This window comes from Bacillus haynesii, assembly GCF_001969855.1.
Taxonomy (GTDB): domain Bacteria; phylum Bacillota; class Bacilli; order Bacillales; family Bacillaceae; genus Bacillus; species Bacillus haynesii.
This window is the reverse complement of record NZ_MRBL01000013.1, coordinates 133,259-150,508: the sequence shown is the minus strand read 5'-3', so window position 1 is coordinate 150,508 and position 17,250 is coordinate 133,259. Positions and strand designations below refer to the sequence as shown.

Annotated in this window: 13 protein-coding genes; 8 read left to right on the top strand and 5 right to left on the bottom strand. The window is 49.3% G+C overall.

What is annotated here, in order from left to right; translation table 11 throughout:
- Nucleotides 1-31 precede the first annotated feature (31 nt).
- Both BTA31_RS12070 and gabD read left to right on the top strand, forming a co-directional pair.
- On the top strand, nucleotides 32-1,423 hold the full coding sequence (locus tag BTA31_RS12070; RefSeq protein ID WP_043926015.1) for an APC family permease: 1,392 nt from the start codon (nucleotides 32-34) through the stop codon (nucleotides 1,421-1,423).
- Entirely contained in the window at nucleotides 1,398-2,795 is a 1,398-nt protein-coding gene (gene gabD / locus BTA31_RS12065) for a succinate-semialdehyde dehydrogenase (protein ID WP_076791833.1), read from the top strand. Before BTA31_RS12070 ends, gabD begins: the two co-directional genes overlap by 26 nt.
- Before the next feature lie 42 nt (nucleotides 2,796-2,837).
- Here gabD and BTA31_RS12060 read toward each other — a convergent pair whose 3' ends face one another.
- Complete coding sequence (locus tag BTA31_RS12060) at nucleotides 2,838-3,722, bottom strand: DMT family transporter (protein ID WP_076791830.1); 885 nt, start codon at nucleotides 3,720-3,722, stop codon at nucleotides 2,838-2,840.
- A gap of 162 nt (nucleotides 3,723-3,884) precedes the next feature.
- Here BTA31_RS12060 and BTA31_RS12055 point away from each other — a divergent pair, with 162 nt between their 5' ends.
- Nucleotides 3,885-4,376, top strand: a complete 492-nt coding sequence (locus tag BTA31_RS12055; protein WP_076791827.1) for a putative periplasmic lipoprotein — start codon at nucleotides 3,885-3,887, stop codon at nucleotides 4,374-4,376.
- 47 nt (nucleotides 4,377-4,423) lie between these two features.
- On the opposite strand, the gene BTA31_RS12050 is transcribed toward BTA31_RS12055, so the two are convergent.
- The 3 genes from BTA31_RS12050 to BTA31_RS12040 are packed head-to-tail and all read right to left on the bottom strand — an operon-like array spanning nucleotide 4,424 to nucleotide 7,309.
- The gene (locus BTA31_RS12050) at nucleotides 4,424-5,068 is read right to left on the bottom strand and encodes a YcnI family copper-binding membrane protein (RefSeq protein ID WP_076791824.1); all 645 of its coding nucleotides are present in this window, start codon (nucleotides 5,066-5,068) and stop codon (nucleotides 4,424-4,426) included.
- A gap of 2 nt (nucleotides 5,069-5,070) precedes the next feature.
- Nucleotides 5,071-6,717, bottom strand: coding sequence for a copper resistance protein CopC (locus tag BTA31_RS12045; RefSeq protein WP_076792002.1), 1,647 nt, complete (start codon nucleotides 6,715-6,717; stop codon nucleotides 5,071-5,073).
- 19 nt (nucleotides 6,718-6,736) lie between these two features.
- Nucleotides 6,737-7,309, bottom strand: a complete 573-nt coding sequence (locus BTA31_RS12040) for a DeoR family transcriptional regulator (protein WP_076791821.1) — start codon at nucleotides 7,307-7,309, stop codon at nucleotides 6,737-6,739.
- A 260-nt stretch (nucleotides 7,310-7,569) separates the two neighbouring features.
- Between BTA31_RS12040 and nirB (BTA31_RS12035) the strand changes: the two genes are divergently transcribed.
- From nirB (BTA31_RS12035) to cobA, 5 genes are all read left to right on the top strand, one after another.
- Nucleotides 7,570-9,861 carry a nitrite reductase large subunit NirB gene (gene nirB / locus BTA31_RS12035; protein ID WP_076791819.1) on the top strand — a complete coding sequence of 764 codons (2,292 nt, stop codon included), beginning with the start codon at nucleotides 7,570-7,572 and terminating at the stop codon, nucleotides 9,859-9,861.
- Between the two features lies 1 nt (nucleotide 9,862).
- Complete coding sequence (gene nasC, locus BTA31_RS12030; protein WP_076791816.1) at nucleotides 9,863-12,022, top strand: assimilatory nitrate reductase catalytic subunit NasC; 2,160 nt, start codon at nucleotides 9,863-9,865, stop codon at nucleotides 12,020-12,022.
- 113 nt (nucleotides 12,023-12,135) lie between these two features.
- Complete coding sequence (gene nirB, locus BTA31_RS12025) at nucleotides 12,136-14,556, top strand: nitrite reductase large subunit NirB (RefSeq protein WP_076791814.1); 2,421 nt, start codon at nucleotides 12,136-12,138, stop codon at nucleotides 14,554-14,556.
- Nucleotides 14,557-14,586: 30 nt separating this feature from the next.
- Nucleotides 14,587-14,907: a nitrite reductase small subunit NirD gene (nirD, locus tag BTA31_RS12020; protein ID WP_043926029.1), complete on the top strand. Its 321-nt coding sequence runs from the start codon at nucleotides 14,587-14,589 to the stop codon at nucleotides 14,905-14,907.
- Between the two features lie 126 nt (nucleotides 14,908-15,033).
- On the top strand, nucleotides 15,034-16,494 hold the full coding sequence (cobA, locus tag BTA31_RS12015) for a uroporphyrinogen-III C-methyltransferase (protein ID WP_076791812.1): 1,461 nt from the start codon (nucleotides 15,034-15,036) through the stop codon (nucleotides 16,492-16,494).
- Between the two features lie 25 nt (nucleotides 16,495-16,519).
- Here cobA and BTA31_RS12010 read toward each other — a convergent pair whose 3' ends face one another.
- Entirely contained in the window at nucleotides 16,520-17,188 is a 669-nt protein-coding gene (locus tag BTA31_RS12010) for a GntR family transcriptional regulator (protein WP_043926033.1), read from the bottom strand.
- Nucleotides 17,189-17,250 lie beyond the last annotated feature (62 nt).

The following is a 17,250-nucleotide window of genomic DNA, read 5'->3' as shown; positions in this document are numbered from 1 at the left end:
TGACATCTTCTAAAAGAAGGGGCGGATTTTGATGGGTAAACAGCAAATGAAAAAAACGATGTCGCAGACGGATGTGCTATTTTTAGCGATCGGGGCTATGCTCGGCTGGGGCTGGGTCGTCCTTTCCGGCGACTGGATTTCGACAGCCGGCTTTTTGGGCAGCACCATCGCGTTTATCATCGGCGGCATACTGGTCATCTTAATCGGGTTAACGTATGCGGAGCTGTCTTCTGCCATCCCTGAAACGGGAGGCGGCTTGATTTTCGTCTACAGGGCGTTTGGCCGAAAAACGGCTTTTGTCGCCGCTTGGGGTGTGCTTTTCGGCTATGTTTCGGTGATTACATTTGAGGCGGTCGCATTGCCGACCGTCATTGATTACGTCCTGCCTGTCGAACATCAGGGGTTTCTCTGGTCGCTAAGCGGCTGGGACGTGTATGCCACTTGGGTGTTGATCGGTTCAGGAGGTGCGGTCGTCCTGACCGCGCTCAATTACTTCGGCGTCAAGCCGGCCGCGATATTTCAGTCGGTTTTTACGATCGCGATTATCGCCACTGGCTTTCTCCTATTGGGCGGAGCCTTGGTAAACGGTGATGTCGAACATGTACAGCCCCTTTTTAAAGACGGGTTCTCCGGTATGATGTCCGTCCTCGTCATGATTCCGTTTCTGTTTGTCGGATTTGACGTCATCCCACAGGTCGCGGCTGAAATTAATGCCCCGAAAAAAATCATCGGCAAAATTTTGATTATTTCGATTGTCAGTGCGGTCGTGTTTTATTTGCTGATTGTTTTCGGCGTGACGATGGGTCTGTCAGAAAGCGAGCTTGCAACGACTTCTTTGGCGACCGCGGATGCAATGGTCAATCTGCTCGGGAACCAGCTGTTCGGCACGGTGCTTGTCCTCGGCGGAGTCGCCGGCATCATTACGAGCTGGAACGCATTTATCATCGGCGCGAGCCGCATTCTGTTTGCGATGTCGGAAAAAGGCATGGTGCCGAAATGGTTCGGCTTCATCCATCCGAAGTATAAAACGCCGACTAACGCGATTTTGTTTCTGGGGGCACTGGCGTTTTTTGCGCCGCTGCTCGGGCGCCCGGCCCTTGTTTGGATCGTTAATGCAGGGGGAACAGGTATTATAGTCGGATATTTGATCGTCTCGATTGCATTCATGAAGCTGAGAAAAACGGAGCCGGATTTACACAGACCGTATAAAATCAATAAGTGGAAAACGACGGGTATATCTGCTATCCTCTTAAGTGTTATCTTTCTTGCCTTTTATTTGCCAGGCATGCCGGCCGCGCTTACATGGCCGTATGAGTGGCTGATCTTGGCGGGATGGACATTGATCGGTTTTCTTTTATACAACAGCAGTTCAAAACGTAAGGGGGAGGAGATTCAACATGACCAGCATGCTAGAAGTATATAATCCTGCGACTGGAGAAAAAATCAAATCGGTTCCCCAGCAATCCGCAAAGGAAGTCGAAGAGGCTGTCGTACGCTCGCATGAAGCATTTCAAAAATGGTCGAAAACATCGGCTTCAGAACGAGCGGGCTTGCTGAAAAAATGGTTTGATTTGATTGTGGAGCAGAAGGACGAGCTGGCAAAATTGATTACGCTTGAAAACGGCAAGCCGTACGCCGAAGCACAGGGTGAAGTCATATATAGCGCCGGTTATATCGAATGGTATGCGGAGGAAGCGAAACGCATCTACGGAAGAACAGTTCCCGCATCTGTGACGAACAAGCGCATTATCGTCACGCGCCAGGGAGTCGGTCCTGTTGCGGCGATAACCCCGTGGAACTTTCCGGCAGCGATGATCACGCGAAAAGCGGCGCCGGCTTTGGCGGCGGGCTGTACCTTTATCATCAAGCCTGCGCCCGACACGCCTTTAACGGCGCTTGAGCTCGTCCGCCTCGGACACGAAGCGGGCATTCCGAAAGACGTCCTTCAGTGTGTGATCGGCGACGGGCAAGAGATCGGCTCTATCTTTACAAGCCATCCGCTGATCCGCAAGATTACGTTCACCGGGTCAACGCCTGTCGGCAAACATTTAATGAAAAACAGCGCCGAGACGGTGAAGCATGTGTCAATGGAGCTCGGCGGCCATGCCCCGCTGATCGTTGATGAAGATGCCAACATCGACCTCGCCGTTAAACAGACGATGCTGTCGAAATACAGGAATGCCGGACAAACGTGTGTCTGTGCAAACCGTCTGATCGTTCATGAATCGGTTAAGGATGAATTCGCAGAAAAACTCCGTGCGGAAGTCGCCAAGCTGAAAGTCGGGAACGGACTTGAAGAAGGTGTATCAATCGGTCCGATCATTAATAAAAACGGCTTCCGAAAAATCGTCGACCAAATCAATGACGCGGTGAATAAAGGGGCAAACGTTCTCATCGGCGCCGAATACGAAAGCGATGATGAGAAATCATGCTACTTTGTCCACCCGACAGTGCTGACGGATGTTGATCCTTCAATGACGATCATGCATGAGGAAACATTCGGTCCCGTTGCGCCGATTACGACTTTTAAAACGCTGGACGAAGCGGTCAAGCTCGCCAATGATACGCCTTACGGTTTAGCGGCATACTTCTTTACGGAAAACTACCGCCGCGGCATCTATTTATCCGAACACCTTGATTACGGCATTCTCGGCTGGAATGACGGCGGACCGTCAACCGTTCAGGCGCCTTTCGGCGGCATGAAGGAAAGCGGAATCGGACGCGAAGGCGGACAGGAAGGCATCGAGCCGTATTTGGAAACAAAATATTTGTCCATCGGTTTGGATGAATCATAAGACAACATGAAAACCCGCCCGCATATCCCCGGGCGGGTTTTTTTACGCTTTCACCTGTTCAGCGTTCATTTTATCCTTTTTAGGCTGATAGGAAATATAAAAAATGCCTAAAAGAAGCAGTGCGATCCCGGCCCAGGAAACAAGAGGCAGCGATTCTCTGACAAGCACGGTTCCCAAAAGCGACGCTGTGAGCGGTTCAGCCAGCGACAGCGTCACCGCCGTTGAGGCTGGCACTTTTGCCAATCCTGTCGTAAATAACAGGTACGCGGCCCCGGTTGCAATGACGCCGATATAGAGGCTGACAGCCATTCCCTGAGCCGATAAGATCCAGCTCATATCGTACAGAAACAACAACGGGGCAAGCAATACAGCGCTTAAAAAGAACACGGTGCCTGTGACAGCCTCCGGCTTTTGCTTTTGCAGGAGCTTTTTGCTTGTCAGCGTGTAGACGGCAAAGGAAAGACCGGCGCCGAGTGCGAGCAGTATGCCGAGAAAGCTCCCGCCCGATGAGGCGGAGGGGATGAATAATAAGGATACGCCTGCTATCGCTGCAGCCGTTGCGATCCACCATTTCGTCTGCGGAACTTTTTTGAACACGAGCCATTCAAGGCAGCCGGCGATAATCGGAGCGCTGCCGATGGCGACGACCGTTCCGACAGCGATCCCTGACAGGCTGACGGCTGAAAAAAAGAAAGGTTGGTAAAATGCCATGCTCAATGCTGCGATGATCAGCGTTTTAACGGGCCAGCCGCTGCGTTTCAATTGACCGCGCAAAGCCGCAAACAAGAGCAGGGTGATGCCGCCGACCGCCATTCTGACAGCGCCGAACACAAGAGGCGCCGCCTCTTTCGGCGCGAATGCCTGGGTTGTTCCCGTCGTTCCCCATAAAATTGCCGCAAGCAAGACAAACAGAATCGATATTTTCATACTCCGATCTCTCCCCACTCGATCATTCAGAACTTTTTCTATTGTAAGATAAGTTGGCTGATTTTTGAATCGCTGCTTCGGAAATTTCCCTGCAAAGAGGAAATGTTCAACGCTGGCCGAATTCATATAATGGCCTAAAACAATTAAAGTTGGAGGAAGCGGATGAAAAAACGAACAGTTTTATTCTTCTTGGCGATCTTGCTTGCGGGTTGTGCGAGCGCCCAAGAAAATGATGAACAAACCAAATGGGTGAACAGCGAACAGGAAGCAATGGAGGACGGTATTCGTTACGAAAACATCACAAAAGACGACATTTTAGACAAAATCGATTTAAACGGTGAAAAAGTCGTCATTTTTCGATTCGGCGATTCGGAGGGGGAGGGAATTTGCCTCGCTCACATCAAACGGGAAAACGGCAAATATCAATGGTATCGCGACTTAAGTTATGTAATTGTAAAATCGGATCACCCGGAAACGGAGAGTGCGGAAGCTTCTTCACCGTTTACAACGCCTAAGGGAAGCAAGTACACGTTATATACAGGGGCTGCCGCTCGCCTGAATGGAACATTTGAGACTGATGACGGGCTTTATTTGGAGCCGGTGGTCGATCAAAAAACGGGCATGTATTATCAAATCGTGCAGGATTCGGACTGAAATAAAACAAAAATGCTGTCGGGATGTTCCCGACAGCATTTCATTTTTTATGATTTCTTTTTCCGCACTGTCAAGAGCAGCGCAGCACCCCCAAGAAGCACGGCGAGGATCGACAGGATCAGGGAAGCGGTTTGAATCCCTTGTCCTCCTTGACCGTCCTCATTTTCTGCGGCTGTGTTTTGTTTCGTTGAAGCGCCGTGTGCATCAACCGTTTCGTGTCCGAGCTTTGCAGCGTCGACAATGCTTGTGATCGCATGCGGGGTATCGGCGTTCTCATCACCGGTCCACTCGACAATCGAGCCGTCTTTATAATATTGGTAAGCGTTCCAGGCGGCCTTTTGTTCTTTGTCAGGGTTTTTAGCGGTGAAGGTAAACTGCTGGAATTCACCGGGCTGAATGCCGCCGTTTTCGGCTTCCCACGTCACCCTTGTCACTTTTTCGTTTTTGCCGGTTTCAGTGCTCGTTTTCCAGCCCGGCACCGGTTCATACTGCTGAAATTCAACACCGTCCGGCATGCTGAGAACGACCTTGGTTGTAGCGTTGTCTTTTTCAACCGGTACTTTAACGGTGTATGTTTCCCATGAGCCTGCTGCTGATTCGGTCGGTTTTACTGTGACATGTGCGCTGACCGGCACGGAGAAAAGCAAAAATGATGCTAGGATTGCACCCAGCCATAATGTTTTTTTAAACATAATCAAAACTCCTTTTTATTAATTTTTGCATTGAAGACCGTTCTGATTTCCTCAAATGACGCAGTTAATCCGTGAACGCGGATCTTCCAGATGCCGTCTTCGTTTAAATTTAAATTTTTCGTTTGGAAAACACCGTCTTTATTTTTGCTGAGGCTGAACGTGCTTTCCTTGTCATCCCCGAAAAGCCCGGTTTTCTCAACGGTTAATTCGATTTTTTGAATGTCTTTGACGACGTCTCCTTTTCTGTTTCTGACTGTGACTTCAAACGTATTTGAGCCCGGCATGTTCGGGCTGATTCGGAGCGACAGCGTATTTCCTTCCGTCAGCTCCTTCGTCTCACTGAAAGGTTGCGGCAGCGGCGCGGGCGGACTTGGAATATTGGTGAAAACCGCCGTGGTCAGCAGAATGAGAAGCCCGACCGCCCATTCCGCTTTCATCGAACGGCCGCCCTGCTGTTTCGGCGCTTTTCTAAAACGGAAATAGTGAAATGCTCCGAGTCCGATCATGAGAAGAACGAGCGCCGATTTCACAAGGAGCGCTTTCCCGTAAGCCGTCCCGAACAGGTTATCCAGTGTATGAACGATGAAAAAGCTGTTGAAAAGGCCCGAGAATATGAGAAGCCCTGCTGAAACGAGCGCCCATGGCGAGAAGCGCCGAATGGTTTCCCATATCAAACTTTTGTCAGACTTCAGCCAGTCTTTTCCGAAAAACAGCACAAACATCGCGAGTCCGCCAGTCCAAATGGAAGCGGCATTCAGATGGATGAAGTTCATCGCGGTCGTCATATAGCCGGCGCTCGTCGAAGCGGCATGACCGTCGAGCGATTTGACGAACAAAAGTCCGGCAAAAAGGAACAGGCTCAAGATCGCGCTCTTCAGGCCTTTTCTATTCGAAGAGAAAACAAGCAAGGCGATGATGGCGATGTTGATCAGCCACAGCGTTCCTCCAGTCGTATTCAGAAGCGTTTCTTGTAAAAGTGAAGGCTGAAAAGCCCCGCTCCAGGAAACGCCTGCGTTTGCTTTTGTTTGCAGTGGCAGCTGAATGATGATGGCGGCCCCTGTCAATAAGAGCGCCGCATTCTTGATCCTCTTCAGACGGCGCCGTTTGTCACCCGGCCAGCCGTTTTCAGGTCGGTGCCATACGAGCTGAAAAAGAGCAGCTCCTATGAACAGGGAAAAACCGGTATACAAAAGGACGCGTTCAATGACGGTATCGGCTGCCGGCAGGCCTGACGCTTGATTTTGCTGATCTTTCGGCAGCCCGCCTTGAATGTTTCCGATACTGAAAGGGATCGTACCTGATACGGGATGTCCGTCTGCGGATACGGCTCTCCATTCGGCTGAGTAGATATCATCCTTTATCTTCGATTTCAGCTTGACGGTCATGATCTTTGCGTTTTGCGGGTCGATTTCCGTTTTGCCGGAATCGACGCGCTCACCTGACGAATTTCTGACCGTTATCGAATGAAACCCTTTCTGAATTGCTTCATTGAATTCAATCTTAATTTCTGCAGGCGCTTTTTTCAGCTCCTGATTTTCAGCGGGAGTTGAATTTACGATATAAGCGTGAGCAAAAGCGGCTTTTGGCAGCAGAATCGTACAAAGAACAGCCAGAACTGCCCAGAGTGTTGCTCTTTTCATCACATTCATCCAATCTTTTAACAAAATTTCACGTCTTCAGGCTGCAGCAGCTGTTCTTCATCGTTTTCTGGACCAGAAGCGCGGCATCGTCAAACGATAACAGCTGTCCGCCAAAGCCTTTTTTGAATTTTCGCGCATCCGCTTCAGAAGCGAAAGGGATCGCCTGCGGCTCGCAGCAGTTCAAATGAAGATCTGTATCCAGCAAAAAGACGGCAGCTTTGGCACTGATCGTCGTATCCAGCAAAAAATCCCTGCAAATCATCTGTGATACATCATCTTTCACTTTCTCATAGCGGAGCATTGCGCAATGGGCGCAGCAAAATTGTTCAATTTGGCTGTCGTTTTTGACAATTTGCACGGAAAGCCTCGAACCTGCCCCTTTTCCGCAAACGACGCAAAGCTGCCCAAGCTGCTGCTTCGGCTTGTTTAGCGTAATTCCGCCTGCCGTCTTGATGACCTGTCCGTTTTCAACGAGCGGTTTAATGTCGCGGTAAACGGTCATTTCAGAGACGTTCAGCCTTTTCGAAATTTCCGAAATGCGCAGAGATTCTTCTTCTTTGATCCACGCCAAAATCTGCTGTCTTCTTTTAATCGGTAGCATTCTCCTCCTCCATTCCTTATGTTCTTTACTTATAAGCCTAGTAGATTGCAGGAAAAGAAACAAGCGGAACGTGATAAAAAATGTGATGAAATGTTGAACTTTAACATCGCGGCCAAAGCTGTTGAATCGTCATTAATGGGTACTGGTCAAACCGTCCTGTTTCTAAAATTTTTTGTCAGGAAATGTAACAGGTTTGAACGCTTTAGCGAAGCAATGTGAAATAATAATCCAGAGCAAAGCTGCAGAGGGGAGGGGAGAAAATGGGGAAACAAAGGCTGGTTTTAATAGGAAACGGCATGGCCGGAGTTCGCACGGCCGAAGAAATTTTACAACACGGCGGGGACCGGTTCGAGATCGTCATCATCGGCAGCGAACTACACCTTAGTTATAATCGGATTCTGCTGTCTTCTGTCCTTCAGGGGGAAACGGATTGGAATGATGTGATGACAAAAAGCCGGAGCTGGTATGAAGAAAACGGGATTACCCTTTATATAGGGGAAACGGCTGTCGCAATCGATACGGTTAAACAGACGGTGTCGACAGATCAAAACCGCGAAATCGCTTATGACAAACTGATCATAGCGACGGGCTCTTCCCCGTTTATCCTCCCGGTTCATGGTGCAGACAAAGAAGGGGTATATGGTTTTAGAACAATAGACGATTGCCGGGCATTCATAAAGGCATCAAAGCGGTTTGAAAAAGCGGCCGTCATCGGCGGGGGAATTTTGGGCCTTGAGGCGGCGCGAGGATTGGCAAACCTCGGGATGAAGGTTGATGTGATTCACCACTCTTCCTGGATCATGCAGAATCAGCTCGATCCGCCGGCATCTGCCATGCTCCAGAAAGAGCTGGAGCGCCAAGGGATCGATTTTCATTTGGATAAAGATACAGAGGCGATTTCAGGAAGATCCCGCGCCGAGGGTGTGCGGTTTAAAGACGGGACGAAGATCAGCGCCGATCTCATCGTCATGGCTGCCGGTGTCAGACCGAATATCGAACTGGCCAAGGCGAGCGGTATTGCAACAAACCGGGCGATCATCGTCAGCGACTATATGGAGACGAATGTTCCAAATGTCTACGCCGTCGGTGAATGCGCGGAGCATAACGGGACGGTCTATGGCTTAGTCAAGCCATTGTATGAACAGGGGAAAGTGCTGGCCAAACATATTTGCGGTCTCGAATGTGCCGGTTATCAGGGCTCCGTCCAGTCCGCAGCTTTAAAAATGTCCGGCATCGACGTCTTTTCGGCAGGGAAAATCACAGAGGACGACTCGACGACGGCTATTAAACTTTTAGACGAAGCGGCAGGAGTCTATAAAAAAGCGGTCTTTCAAGGGGATAAAATGGCCGGCGTCATTTTATACGGAGACACCAGCGGCAGCCAAAGGCTGTTGGAAAGCATGATCAAACAAAGGGATATTACCGTTGTCAAAAAAGAGCTGTTTCAATCGGAAGAAGACAGTTCAGTCGCTTCTATGGCGCTTGGTGAAACGATCTGCCAATGCAATGCAGTTTCAAAAGGCGTGATCATGGAAGCCATACAGATGCACGGTTTAAAGACGGCCGAGGAGGTCAAACACTGTACAAATGCTTCCGGGTCATGCGGCGGCTGCAGGCCTATGGTCGAGGAACTGCTGCGCCATACCGCCGAACAGGTTGATCATGTATCTGCGGCGAAACAACCGATGTGCGCCTGCACTTCATTCACGGAAGATGAAGTCGTGAACGAAATACAGATAAGAAATCTTTCTTCCGTTCACGACATCATCTCGGCGCTCGGCTGGAAAAATAACAGCGGATGCCAGATTTGCGTGCCCGCGATTCACTACTATTTAAAAATGATCCGTCCGGACATCACCTACGAGGAGCACGAAGAGGAAACGGATGTCATCATTCCGCAAATGTACGGAGGCCGGACGAATGCCAAAGAGCTGAAGCGCATTGCCGGAGTGATTGAAAAATATCAAATTCAAGAAGTGTACATGACACACCATCAGAGATTAAAGCTTGCTGGTATTAAGCCGGATCTTATAGGGCGCGTGAAAGAAGAACTCGGCATGCCGTATTGCCCGCAGCAGCAGCGGATCGCCGCGATTAAAACGTGCCCGTGCGGATCACCGCATATTCAATCATTGGCAGCAGACTTGGAAAAAGCAGCAGAATCCCTCCTCATTCCGGCCAAGGTCTCAATCGGGGTGTCGGGCTGTTTGGACGATTGCGTGTACGCTTCAGTTCATGACATCGGACTTCTCAAAGTAAACGGAGGATGGGAGATTTATGCGGGCGGCCAGGGAGGACAGCATGCTTCCCCGGGAGAGCTGCTTTCAGTAGCCGACTCGGCGGAGGAAGCGGGGGAATTCATGAAAGGCCTGCTTCAATATTACCGCGAAACAGCAAATTATCTCGAGAAGGTCGGGCATTGGATTGAACGCGCCGGCATTATTCATATCCGGGAAGTTTTATTTGACAACGGACTTCGCGGCCAGCTGATCGAACGGCTTGAAAAAGAGAAGCGGCTGGCTCAGCAAGAAACGATAAAAGGGCTGATGTGAATTGACAGAACGATTGTTAAAGTACTTTCGCACAAAGCAAAAAGAAGTGCAATCCGAAAAAACGTATGACACCCAATGTCCATTTTGCAGCATGCAGTGTAAAATGCAGCTCATTGAACAGACGATTGTAACAAGAAAAAAATACGCGGCAGTCGGAAAAGACAATCCGACGACAAAAGGGCGGCTGTGCATGAAAGGGATGAACGCTCATCAGCACGCGTTTCATTCAGAGAGGATCACCCATCCGCTGATCAAAATAAACGGCGAATTCGTCCGTGTGTCATGGGAAGAAGCGCTTCAGTACATCAAAGAACAAGTAACAGCGATCCAGCATGAAGATGGATGCGATGCTTTGAGTGTATACGGCAGCGCGTCCATTACAAATGAAGAAGCGTATTTGCTCGGGAAGTTCGCCCGCGTCGCCTTGAAGACGAGGCATATTGACTACAATGGCAGGCTTTGCATGTCGGCGGCTGCCACAGCTGCAAATCAAACCTTCGGAATGGACCGGGGGCTGACAAATGCCCTTTCCGAGATCCCCCATGCAAGGGTCATCATCCTCGCAGGTACCAATATTGCAGAGTGCCAGCCGACGATCATGCCGTATTTTGAAGAAGCGAAGCAAAACGGGGCTTACATCATTGTCATCGATCCCCGCGAAACGGCAACGGCCAAGATCGCCGACCTGCATTTGAAAATCAGGCCTGGGACAGACGCCGCACTCGCAAACGGAATGTTGAAAATCATCATTGAAGAACAGCTGACAGACGGAGCTTTTCTCAGAGATAGAGCTGATGGTTTTGAAGAGGTCAAGCGCCATGTGGCGTCTTTATCACTTGAAGACATATCGGCCAAAACCGGGATACAAATCGAGCAGATCAAAAAAGCTGCGGTAAAATTCGCCCGCGAGGAGACGGGAATGCTGTTCACGGCAAGAGGGGTTGAGCAGCAGACGGACGGAACAGCTGCTGTCAGGAATTTACTGAATATTCTAATATCAACGGGGAAAATCGGCAAATTTGCCTGCGGCTACGGTGCCGTCACCGGTCAAGGCAACGGGCAGGGGGCGCGGGAGCACGGGCAGAAAGCGGATCAGCTGCCCGGGTACCGTTCGATTGAAAACGAAGCTGACCGCGCCTATATTGCGGATGTTTGGGGCATAAAAGCTGAAGACCTTCCGGGAAAAGGTGTATCCGCTTATGAACTGATGGAGAAAGTTCATGATGGCGAGATCACCGGGATGTTTTTAATGTGCTCAAACCCTGTTGTATCCAGCCCGAACGCCGGTTTTGTCAAATCTGCTTTGAAAAAATTAAAGTTTTTTGCCGCCGTTGATTTGTTTCTTTCTGAAACGGCAAGACTCGCAGACGTCATTCTCCCCGCATCATCTTATCTCGAGGACGAAGGAACGATGACCAATCTGGAAGGCAGAGTGACATTAAGGGAAGGCTCAAAGCCGTGCCCCGGTGAAGCGAGGCATGACTGGCAAATAATTTGCGATATCGCTGCAGCGCTTGGAAAAGGCCGTTATTTCTCATATCGGTCGGCAGAGGATGTTTTTAATGAATTGAGAAAAGCGAGCCGCGGCGGAATTGCCGATTATTCGGGCATCACTTATGAACGCCTGAGAAAGGAAGGCGGCATTTTATGGCCTTGTCCTGAACAGGGGCACCCCGGGACACAGCGCCTGTTTGAATCATCCTTTGCCCACCCGGACAAAAAAGCGAAAATGTGCGTCGTCCCGAACGAACCAAACATCAAAAAAGATGAACCGACTGAGGAGTACCCCCTTTTTCTGACGACCGGAAGGGTGATGTCCCACTATTTAACCGGCGTACAGACGAGAAGGAGCGCTGCACTCAAGGCCAGGCACTTTGAATCATTTATGGAAATCCATCCGAAAACGGCGGAAAAGTACAACATTGGCGACCGGGTGCTGGTCAGGGTGGAATCAAAAAGAGGCAGCATCATTGTCAGGAGCAAATGGTCGGAAGCCATCAGGCCGGATACCGTATTTGTACCGATGCATTGGGGGGATTCGCAAAATGTGAACGATTTGATAGCAGAAACGCTAGATCCGTCTTGCAGAATGCCGGGATTTAAGGTTTGCTCCGTAAAAATTCGTCCGTCAGTTGACAATTATGTGAATAAATTGTCATAAAAAGTCATAAAAAGTTTACAAAATTAACTATAATTTGTGATAGTTTTAAAGATGTAAATAAAATACTTGTTTAGGGCGTATAGTGAATTGTTTTGAAAAAGGGGAGGATCATAGTGAAAAAAAAGCAGCTTGTCCTTGTAGGGAACGGTATGGCCGGGGTCAGGGCCATTGAAGAAATTCTTAAAATTTCAAGCGAAGAGTTTCAGATCACGATTTTCGGAAACGAACCGCACCCAAACTATAACCGGATTCTTCTTTCCAAAGTGCTTCAAGGAGATACGGATGTTAAGGACATTACACTGAATGATTGGGATTGGTATGAAGAAAACGGGATTCAGCTGTATACAGGTGAAGAAGTCGTTACAGTTGATCCGGAGTCCAAAACTGTCATCACGGATGCGGGAAGAGTCCAGCCGTATGATGAACTGATTTTGGCGACAGGTTCTCTCCCTTTTATTCTGCCATTGCCCGGAGCGGATAAAGAAGGTGTAACAGCTTTCCGTGATATCAAGGATACGGATATCATGCTCGAAGCTTCCAAAACGTACAAAAAAGCAGCCGTTATCGGCGGCGGGTTGCTGGGACTGGAAGCAGCGCGCGGACTTCTCAACCTTGGCATGGACGTTACCGTTATCCACCTCGCGCCATATTTGATGGAGCGTCAGCTTGATGCAACCGCAGGACGGCTTTTGCAAAAAGAGCTGGAAAAGCAGGGCATGAAATTTTTACTTGAAAAGCAGACAGAAGAAATTTACGGAGAAACGCGTGTCGAAGGCTTAACATTCAAAGACGGCTCAACGCTTGAGGCCGATTTGGTCGTCATGGCGGTCGGAATCAAGCCTAACGTTCAGCTCGGCAAAGACTGCGGCCTTCCGGTAAACAGAGGAATCGTCGTCAATGATTACATGGAAACCGAAGTTCCCAACATTTACGCTGTCGGAGAATGTGCTGAACATAGAGGCATTGCCTACGGACTTGTCGCGCCTCTTTATGAACAGGCAAAAGTGCTTGCCAAAAAAATCTGCGGCGTTGAAACGGCTCCGTATGAAGGATCTGTTTTGTCAACCCAGCTGAAGGTTTCCGGTGTTGAGGTCTTTTCCGCCGGTGACTTTAATGAGGATGACGGAGAAGACAAAAAAGCGCTCAAAGTGTTTGACGAACAGGACGGAATCTACAAAAAAATCGTTCTGCGCGGCAATCAGGTGATCGGCGCTGTACTGTTTGGAGACAGCAGCGAAGGCAACAGGCTGTTTTCCATGATTCAAAAAGGAGCGGATATTTCTGATACTTCTAAAGTTTCAATCTTGCAGCCTTTGAATCAGGAAGAAGGCATGAGCTTGACCGCTGCCATGAGCGACGATGAGATCGTGTGCGGCTGCAACGGCGTTTCGAAAGGAATGATCATTCAGGCGATTAAAGAGCAGGGATGCACGTCGACGGATGAAATTAAAGCCTGCACAGGCGCATCACGCTCTTGCGGAGGATGTAAGCCGCTTGTCGCAGAGATTCTCCAGCATACGCTCGGCTCAGAATTTGATGCTTCAGCACAAAAAGAAGCGATTTGCGGATGTACGGACCTTTCAAGAGACGAACTCGTGGCTGAAATCAGAGAAAAAGGGCTGACCCATACGAAAGAAGTCATGAACGTGCTCGGCTGGAAAACGGCGGAAGGCTGTTCCAAATGCCGCCCAGCGCTTAACTACTACCTCGGCATGATCAATCCGAAGGAATACGAAGATGAAAGGGAATCCCGCTTCGTCAATGAACGGATGCACGCCAACATTCAAAAAGACGGCACATATTCAGTCGTACCGCGGATGTACGGCGGGGTCACCAATTCGACTGATTTGCGGCGCATCGCTGATGTCGTCGACAAATATGAAATTCCTCTAGTGAAAATGACCGGCGGCCAGCGGATCGATCTGATCGGTGTCAAAAAAGAAGATCTTCCGAAAGTATGGGCTGATCTTGACATGCCTTCAGGATTTGCTTACGGAAAAACGCTCAGAACCGTAAAAACGTGTGTAGGCGAACAGTTCTGCCGCTTCGGCACGCAAGACTCAATGGCCCTCGGAATTGACCTTGAGAAAAAATTTGAAGGGCTCTACACGCCTCACAAAATTAAAATGGCGGTTTCCGCTTGTCCGAGAAACTGTGCTGAGTCCGGCATTAAAGATATCGGCGTCGTCGGCATCGACGGTGGCTGGGAAATTTACGTCGGCGGAAACGGAGGCACGCATTTGCGCGCAGGCGATCTGTTAATGAAAGTCAAAACGGCCGAAGAAGTTATCGAAATCACAGGTGCGTATCTCCAATACTATCGTGAAACAGCCAACTATTTAGAGCGGACATCTGCATGGGTCGAACGTGTCGGCTTATCCCACGTCCAATCCGTATTAAATGATAAAGAAAAACGCAAAGAGCTGAATGACCGCATCAATCAAGCGCTGTCTGTCCATAAAGACCCGTGGAAAGACTTTTTGGAAGATGAAAAGACAACAAAACAGCTATTCGAAAATGTTGTCACTTCTTAAAATGAGAAACCAACTTGAGGAGGAATTCACATGGTGAACAAGAACTTAGCAAAGGTGTTTGTTTCGAAGGTCGGGGATTTGCCGAATCAGCTTGGAAAGACAGTGCTTATCGAGGACAAGGAAATTGCGGTATTCAAGCTTTCAAACGGCAGCGTCCGCGCGATTGAAAACCGCTGCCCCCACAAAGGGGGCGTGCTTGCCGAAGGAATGGTAAGCGGCGAATTCGTCTTCTGTCCGATGCACGACTGGAAGATCAGCCTTGAAGACGGCAAAGTTCAAGAGCCTGATACAGGGTGTATTCAGACATACGAAACGGTCGTTGAAGGCGAAGATTTGTATATCGTTTATTAAACGGCACAACAAGCGAAATAATGCGTACCCGCAATATTTCAAAGCCTTAAGGGTCGCTGAACGTGACCCCTCTTTATTAAAAAAACAAACGCGTTCAAAGATCGGCAGATGGAAGGATGACAGTTGATGGGGAATGGGAAAGTATATTTTGTCGGGGCCGGACCGGGCGATTCAGGATTGATCACATTAAAAGGAAGAACGCTGATCGAGGCGGCGGATGTCATATTGTATGACAGGCTCGTCAATTCCCGGCTGCTTGAGCATGCAAAAGCAGCATGCGAATTTGTCTACTGCGGCAAGCTCCCGGACCGCCATTATATGAAACAAAGTGAAATCAATGCACTGCTCATTGAAAAGGGCCTGAAAGGCCTCAAAGTGGTCCGGCTGAAAGGAGGAGACCCGAGCGTGTTCGGCAGAGTCGGGGAAGAAGCGGCCGCCGTCAGCGAACACGGCATCCCGTACGAAATGGTGCCCGGCATTACATCGGGAATCGCCGCGCCTCTTTATGCCGGACTGCCTGTGACTCACCGCGATTTCGCTTCATCCTTTGCCGTTGTCACCGCACATGATAAATCGGGCAAGCCGGAGATGAATTGGGAAGGGCTGGCCAAGGGCGTCCAAACCCTCGTCTTTTACATGGGGATCAAAAACCTTGGTTATATATGCGAGCAGCTGATGAAAAACGGCAAGTCCCCCCTTGTTCCCGCGATGGTCATCCAATGGGGCACATGGGGCCGGCAGCGGAGCGTTAAAGGGACATTGCAGAATATCAGGGAAAAAATAACCGAGCATCAGATCAAAAATCCCGCGATCATCGTCATCGGCGACATCGTATCATTCAGGCAGAACAGCTGGTTTGAAGAAAAGCCTTTGATCGGGCTAAACATCATGGCAGTCAAAAGCTGTGAAGAAGAACGAATTCCAGTGGAGGAGCTTCGTGAACAAGGCGCTGAAGTTGTTGAATGGCCGAAATGGAAATTAGCCGAAACGGTGCCTGATGATGCAGTTTTAGATCGAATTGCTTCTTTTGACAGCCTGCTGTTCACCTCAAGTGCGTCACTGCGCAGATTTTTCAGCCGGCTTGCCGCTTTGAAGATCGATGTCAGGGAAATGCGCGGACGGCTCTACGCTTCAGATCAGCATGTAAAAGCAGCTCTTGAAGAACGGGGATTTGCCGCTTTTCTACAAACGGAAATGCCGATCTCGGGCAGCTGTTTGCTGATCGGCAGCCGGGAAGCCGTGCAACATCAACCGCACTCCGGGTGTGAGGTATTGATTACACATGACAGGATGATCGACAGCCGCTTTACTTCGATCATTAAACGGGAAATCGATGAATTTCCTGTTGATGTAGTGTTGTTTTCGAATCGAACATGCGTCGAGCTGTTCGTAAACGAGGCGGAGACAATCGGCCTCAATCCGGAAAAAGCGGCTGCCCGTCTTCAGGCGATCTGCCTCACCGAAGAAGCGGGGAAAAGGGCTGAAGCCGTCGGGTTTGAGCGCGTTCATGTCGTGAATGAATGCGATCGTCTTCCGGATGTCATCAAAGGGATCAACCGAACAGCCGAATTTGTCTGTCAGATCTGAAAAAAGCAGGGGAAACCCTGCTTTTTTAGCGTGCGAACAACACCTCTTTTAAGTAGCAAAGGTCTGCCTCTATATGCTTTCTCATTGAATCGGCAGCTTTTGCATCATCTCTGTTCTGCATGTGATGCAGAATCTCCTCGTGCTGATTGATGATGTCAAGGGTGCGCTCCGGTCTTTCAAGGTTTTTGCTCCGGTAGAAAAAGGTCAGCGACCGCAAATCAAGCAGCTGTTTTTGCAGGCGTTCGTTTTCGCTCGCTTCGATGATGACATCATGAAATCGCGTATTTAGACGAAGCAGAGCATTGGCCGACTCCGGACCTTGGCTTTCTTGGTGCTTATGCGCTTCAGAGAGCGTTTCGGAAATGAGTTCCAGTGTTTCATTTGAAGCAAGGCGGGTCGCTAATGAAACGGCTAAGGATTCGAGCGCCTGGCGGCATTGGTATATTTCTTCAAGGTCTTTGATTGTCGGTTCATAAACTGTAATTTTTGATTTATCATCTATCAATAACAGGCCTTCCTGTTCAAGTGTCCGAACTGCCTCCCTAACGGGGCTGCGGCTCACTTGCAGCTCCTTGGCGATTTTGGATTCGTAGATCCGTTCGCCTGGCTGATATCCTCCTTTAATAATCATATCTTTTAAATAGTGATGGACTTGATCATGATAAGAGACTGCACGTTGGATCGAAAACTTCACGCTGTTCACCTCGTTTATTTTTCACTGCGGAAATCACTAATAGTCTAGCAAAAAGAGAGAAA

What these genes read in the sequence shown, in the direction of transcription:
- BTA31_RS12070 (WP_043926015.1), top strand. Translation starts at nt 32, where the DNA reads ATGGGTAAACAGCAAATGAAAAAAACGATGTCGCAGACGGATGTGCTA.
- nirD (WP_043926029.1), top strand. Translation starts at nt 14,587, where the DNA reads ATGGTGAACAAGAACTTAGCAAAGGTGTTTGTTTCGAAGGTCGGGGAT.
- gabD (WP_076791833.1), top strand. Translation starts at nt 1,398, where the DNA reads ATGACCAGCATGCTAGAAGTATATAATCCTGCGACTGGAGAAAAAATC.
- BTA31_RS12050 (WP_076791824.1), bottom strand. Translation starts at nt 5,068, where the DNA reads ATGTTTAAAAAAACATTATGGCTGGGTGCAATCCTAGCATCATTTTTG.
- BTA31_RS12060 (WP_076791830.1), bottom strand. Translation starts at nt 3,722, where the DNA reads ATGAAAATATCGATTCTGTTTGTCTTGCTTGCGGCAATTTTATGGGGA.
- BTA31_RS12055 (WP_076791827.1), top strand. Translation starts at nt 3,885, where the DNA reads ATGAAAAAACGAACAGTTTTATTCTTCTTGGCGATCTTGCTTGCGGGT.
- BTA31_RS12045 (WP_076792002.1), bottom strand. Translation starts at nt 6,717, where the DNA reads ATGAATGTGATGAAAAGAGCAACACTCTGGGCAGTTCTGGCTGTTCTT.
- cobA (WP_076791812.1), top strand. Translation starts at nt 15,034, where the DNA reads ATGGGGAATGGGAAAGTATATTTTGTCGGGGCCGGACCGGGCGATTCA.
- nirB (WP_076791819.1), top strand. Translation starts at nt 7,570, where the DNA reads ATGGGGAAACAAAGGCTGGTTTTAATAGGAAACGGCATGGCCGGAGTT.
- BTA31_RS12040 (WP_076791821.1), bottom strand. Translation starts at nt 7,309, where the DNA reads ATGCTACCGATTAAAAGAAGACAGCAGATTTTGGCGTGGATCAAAGAA.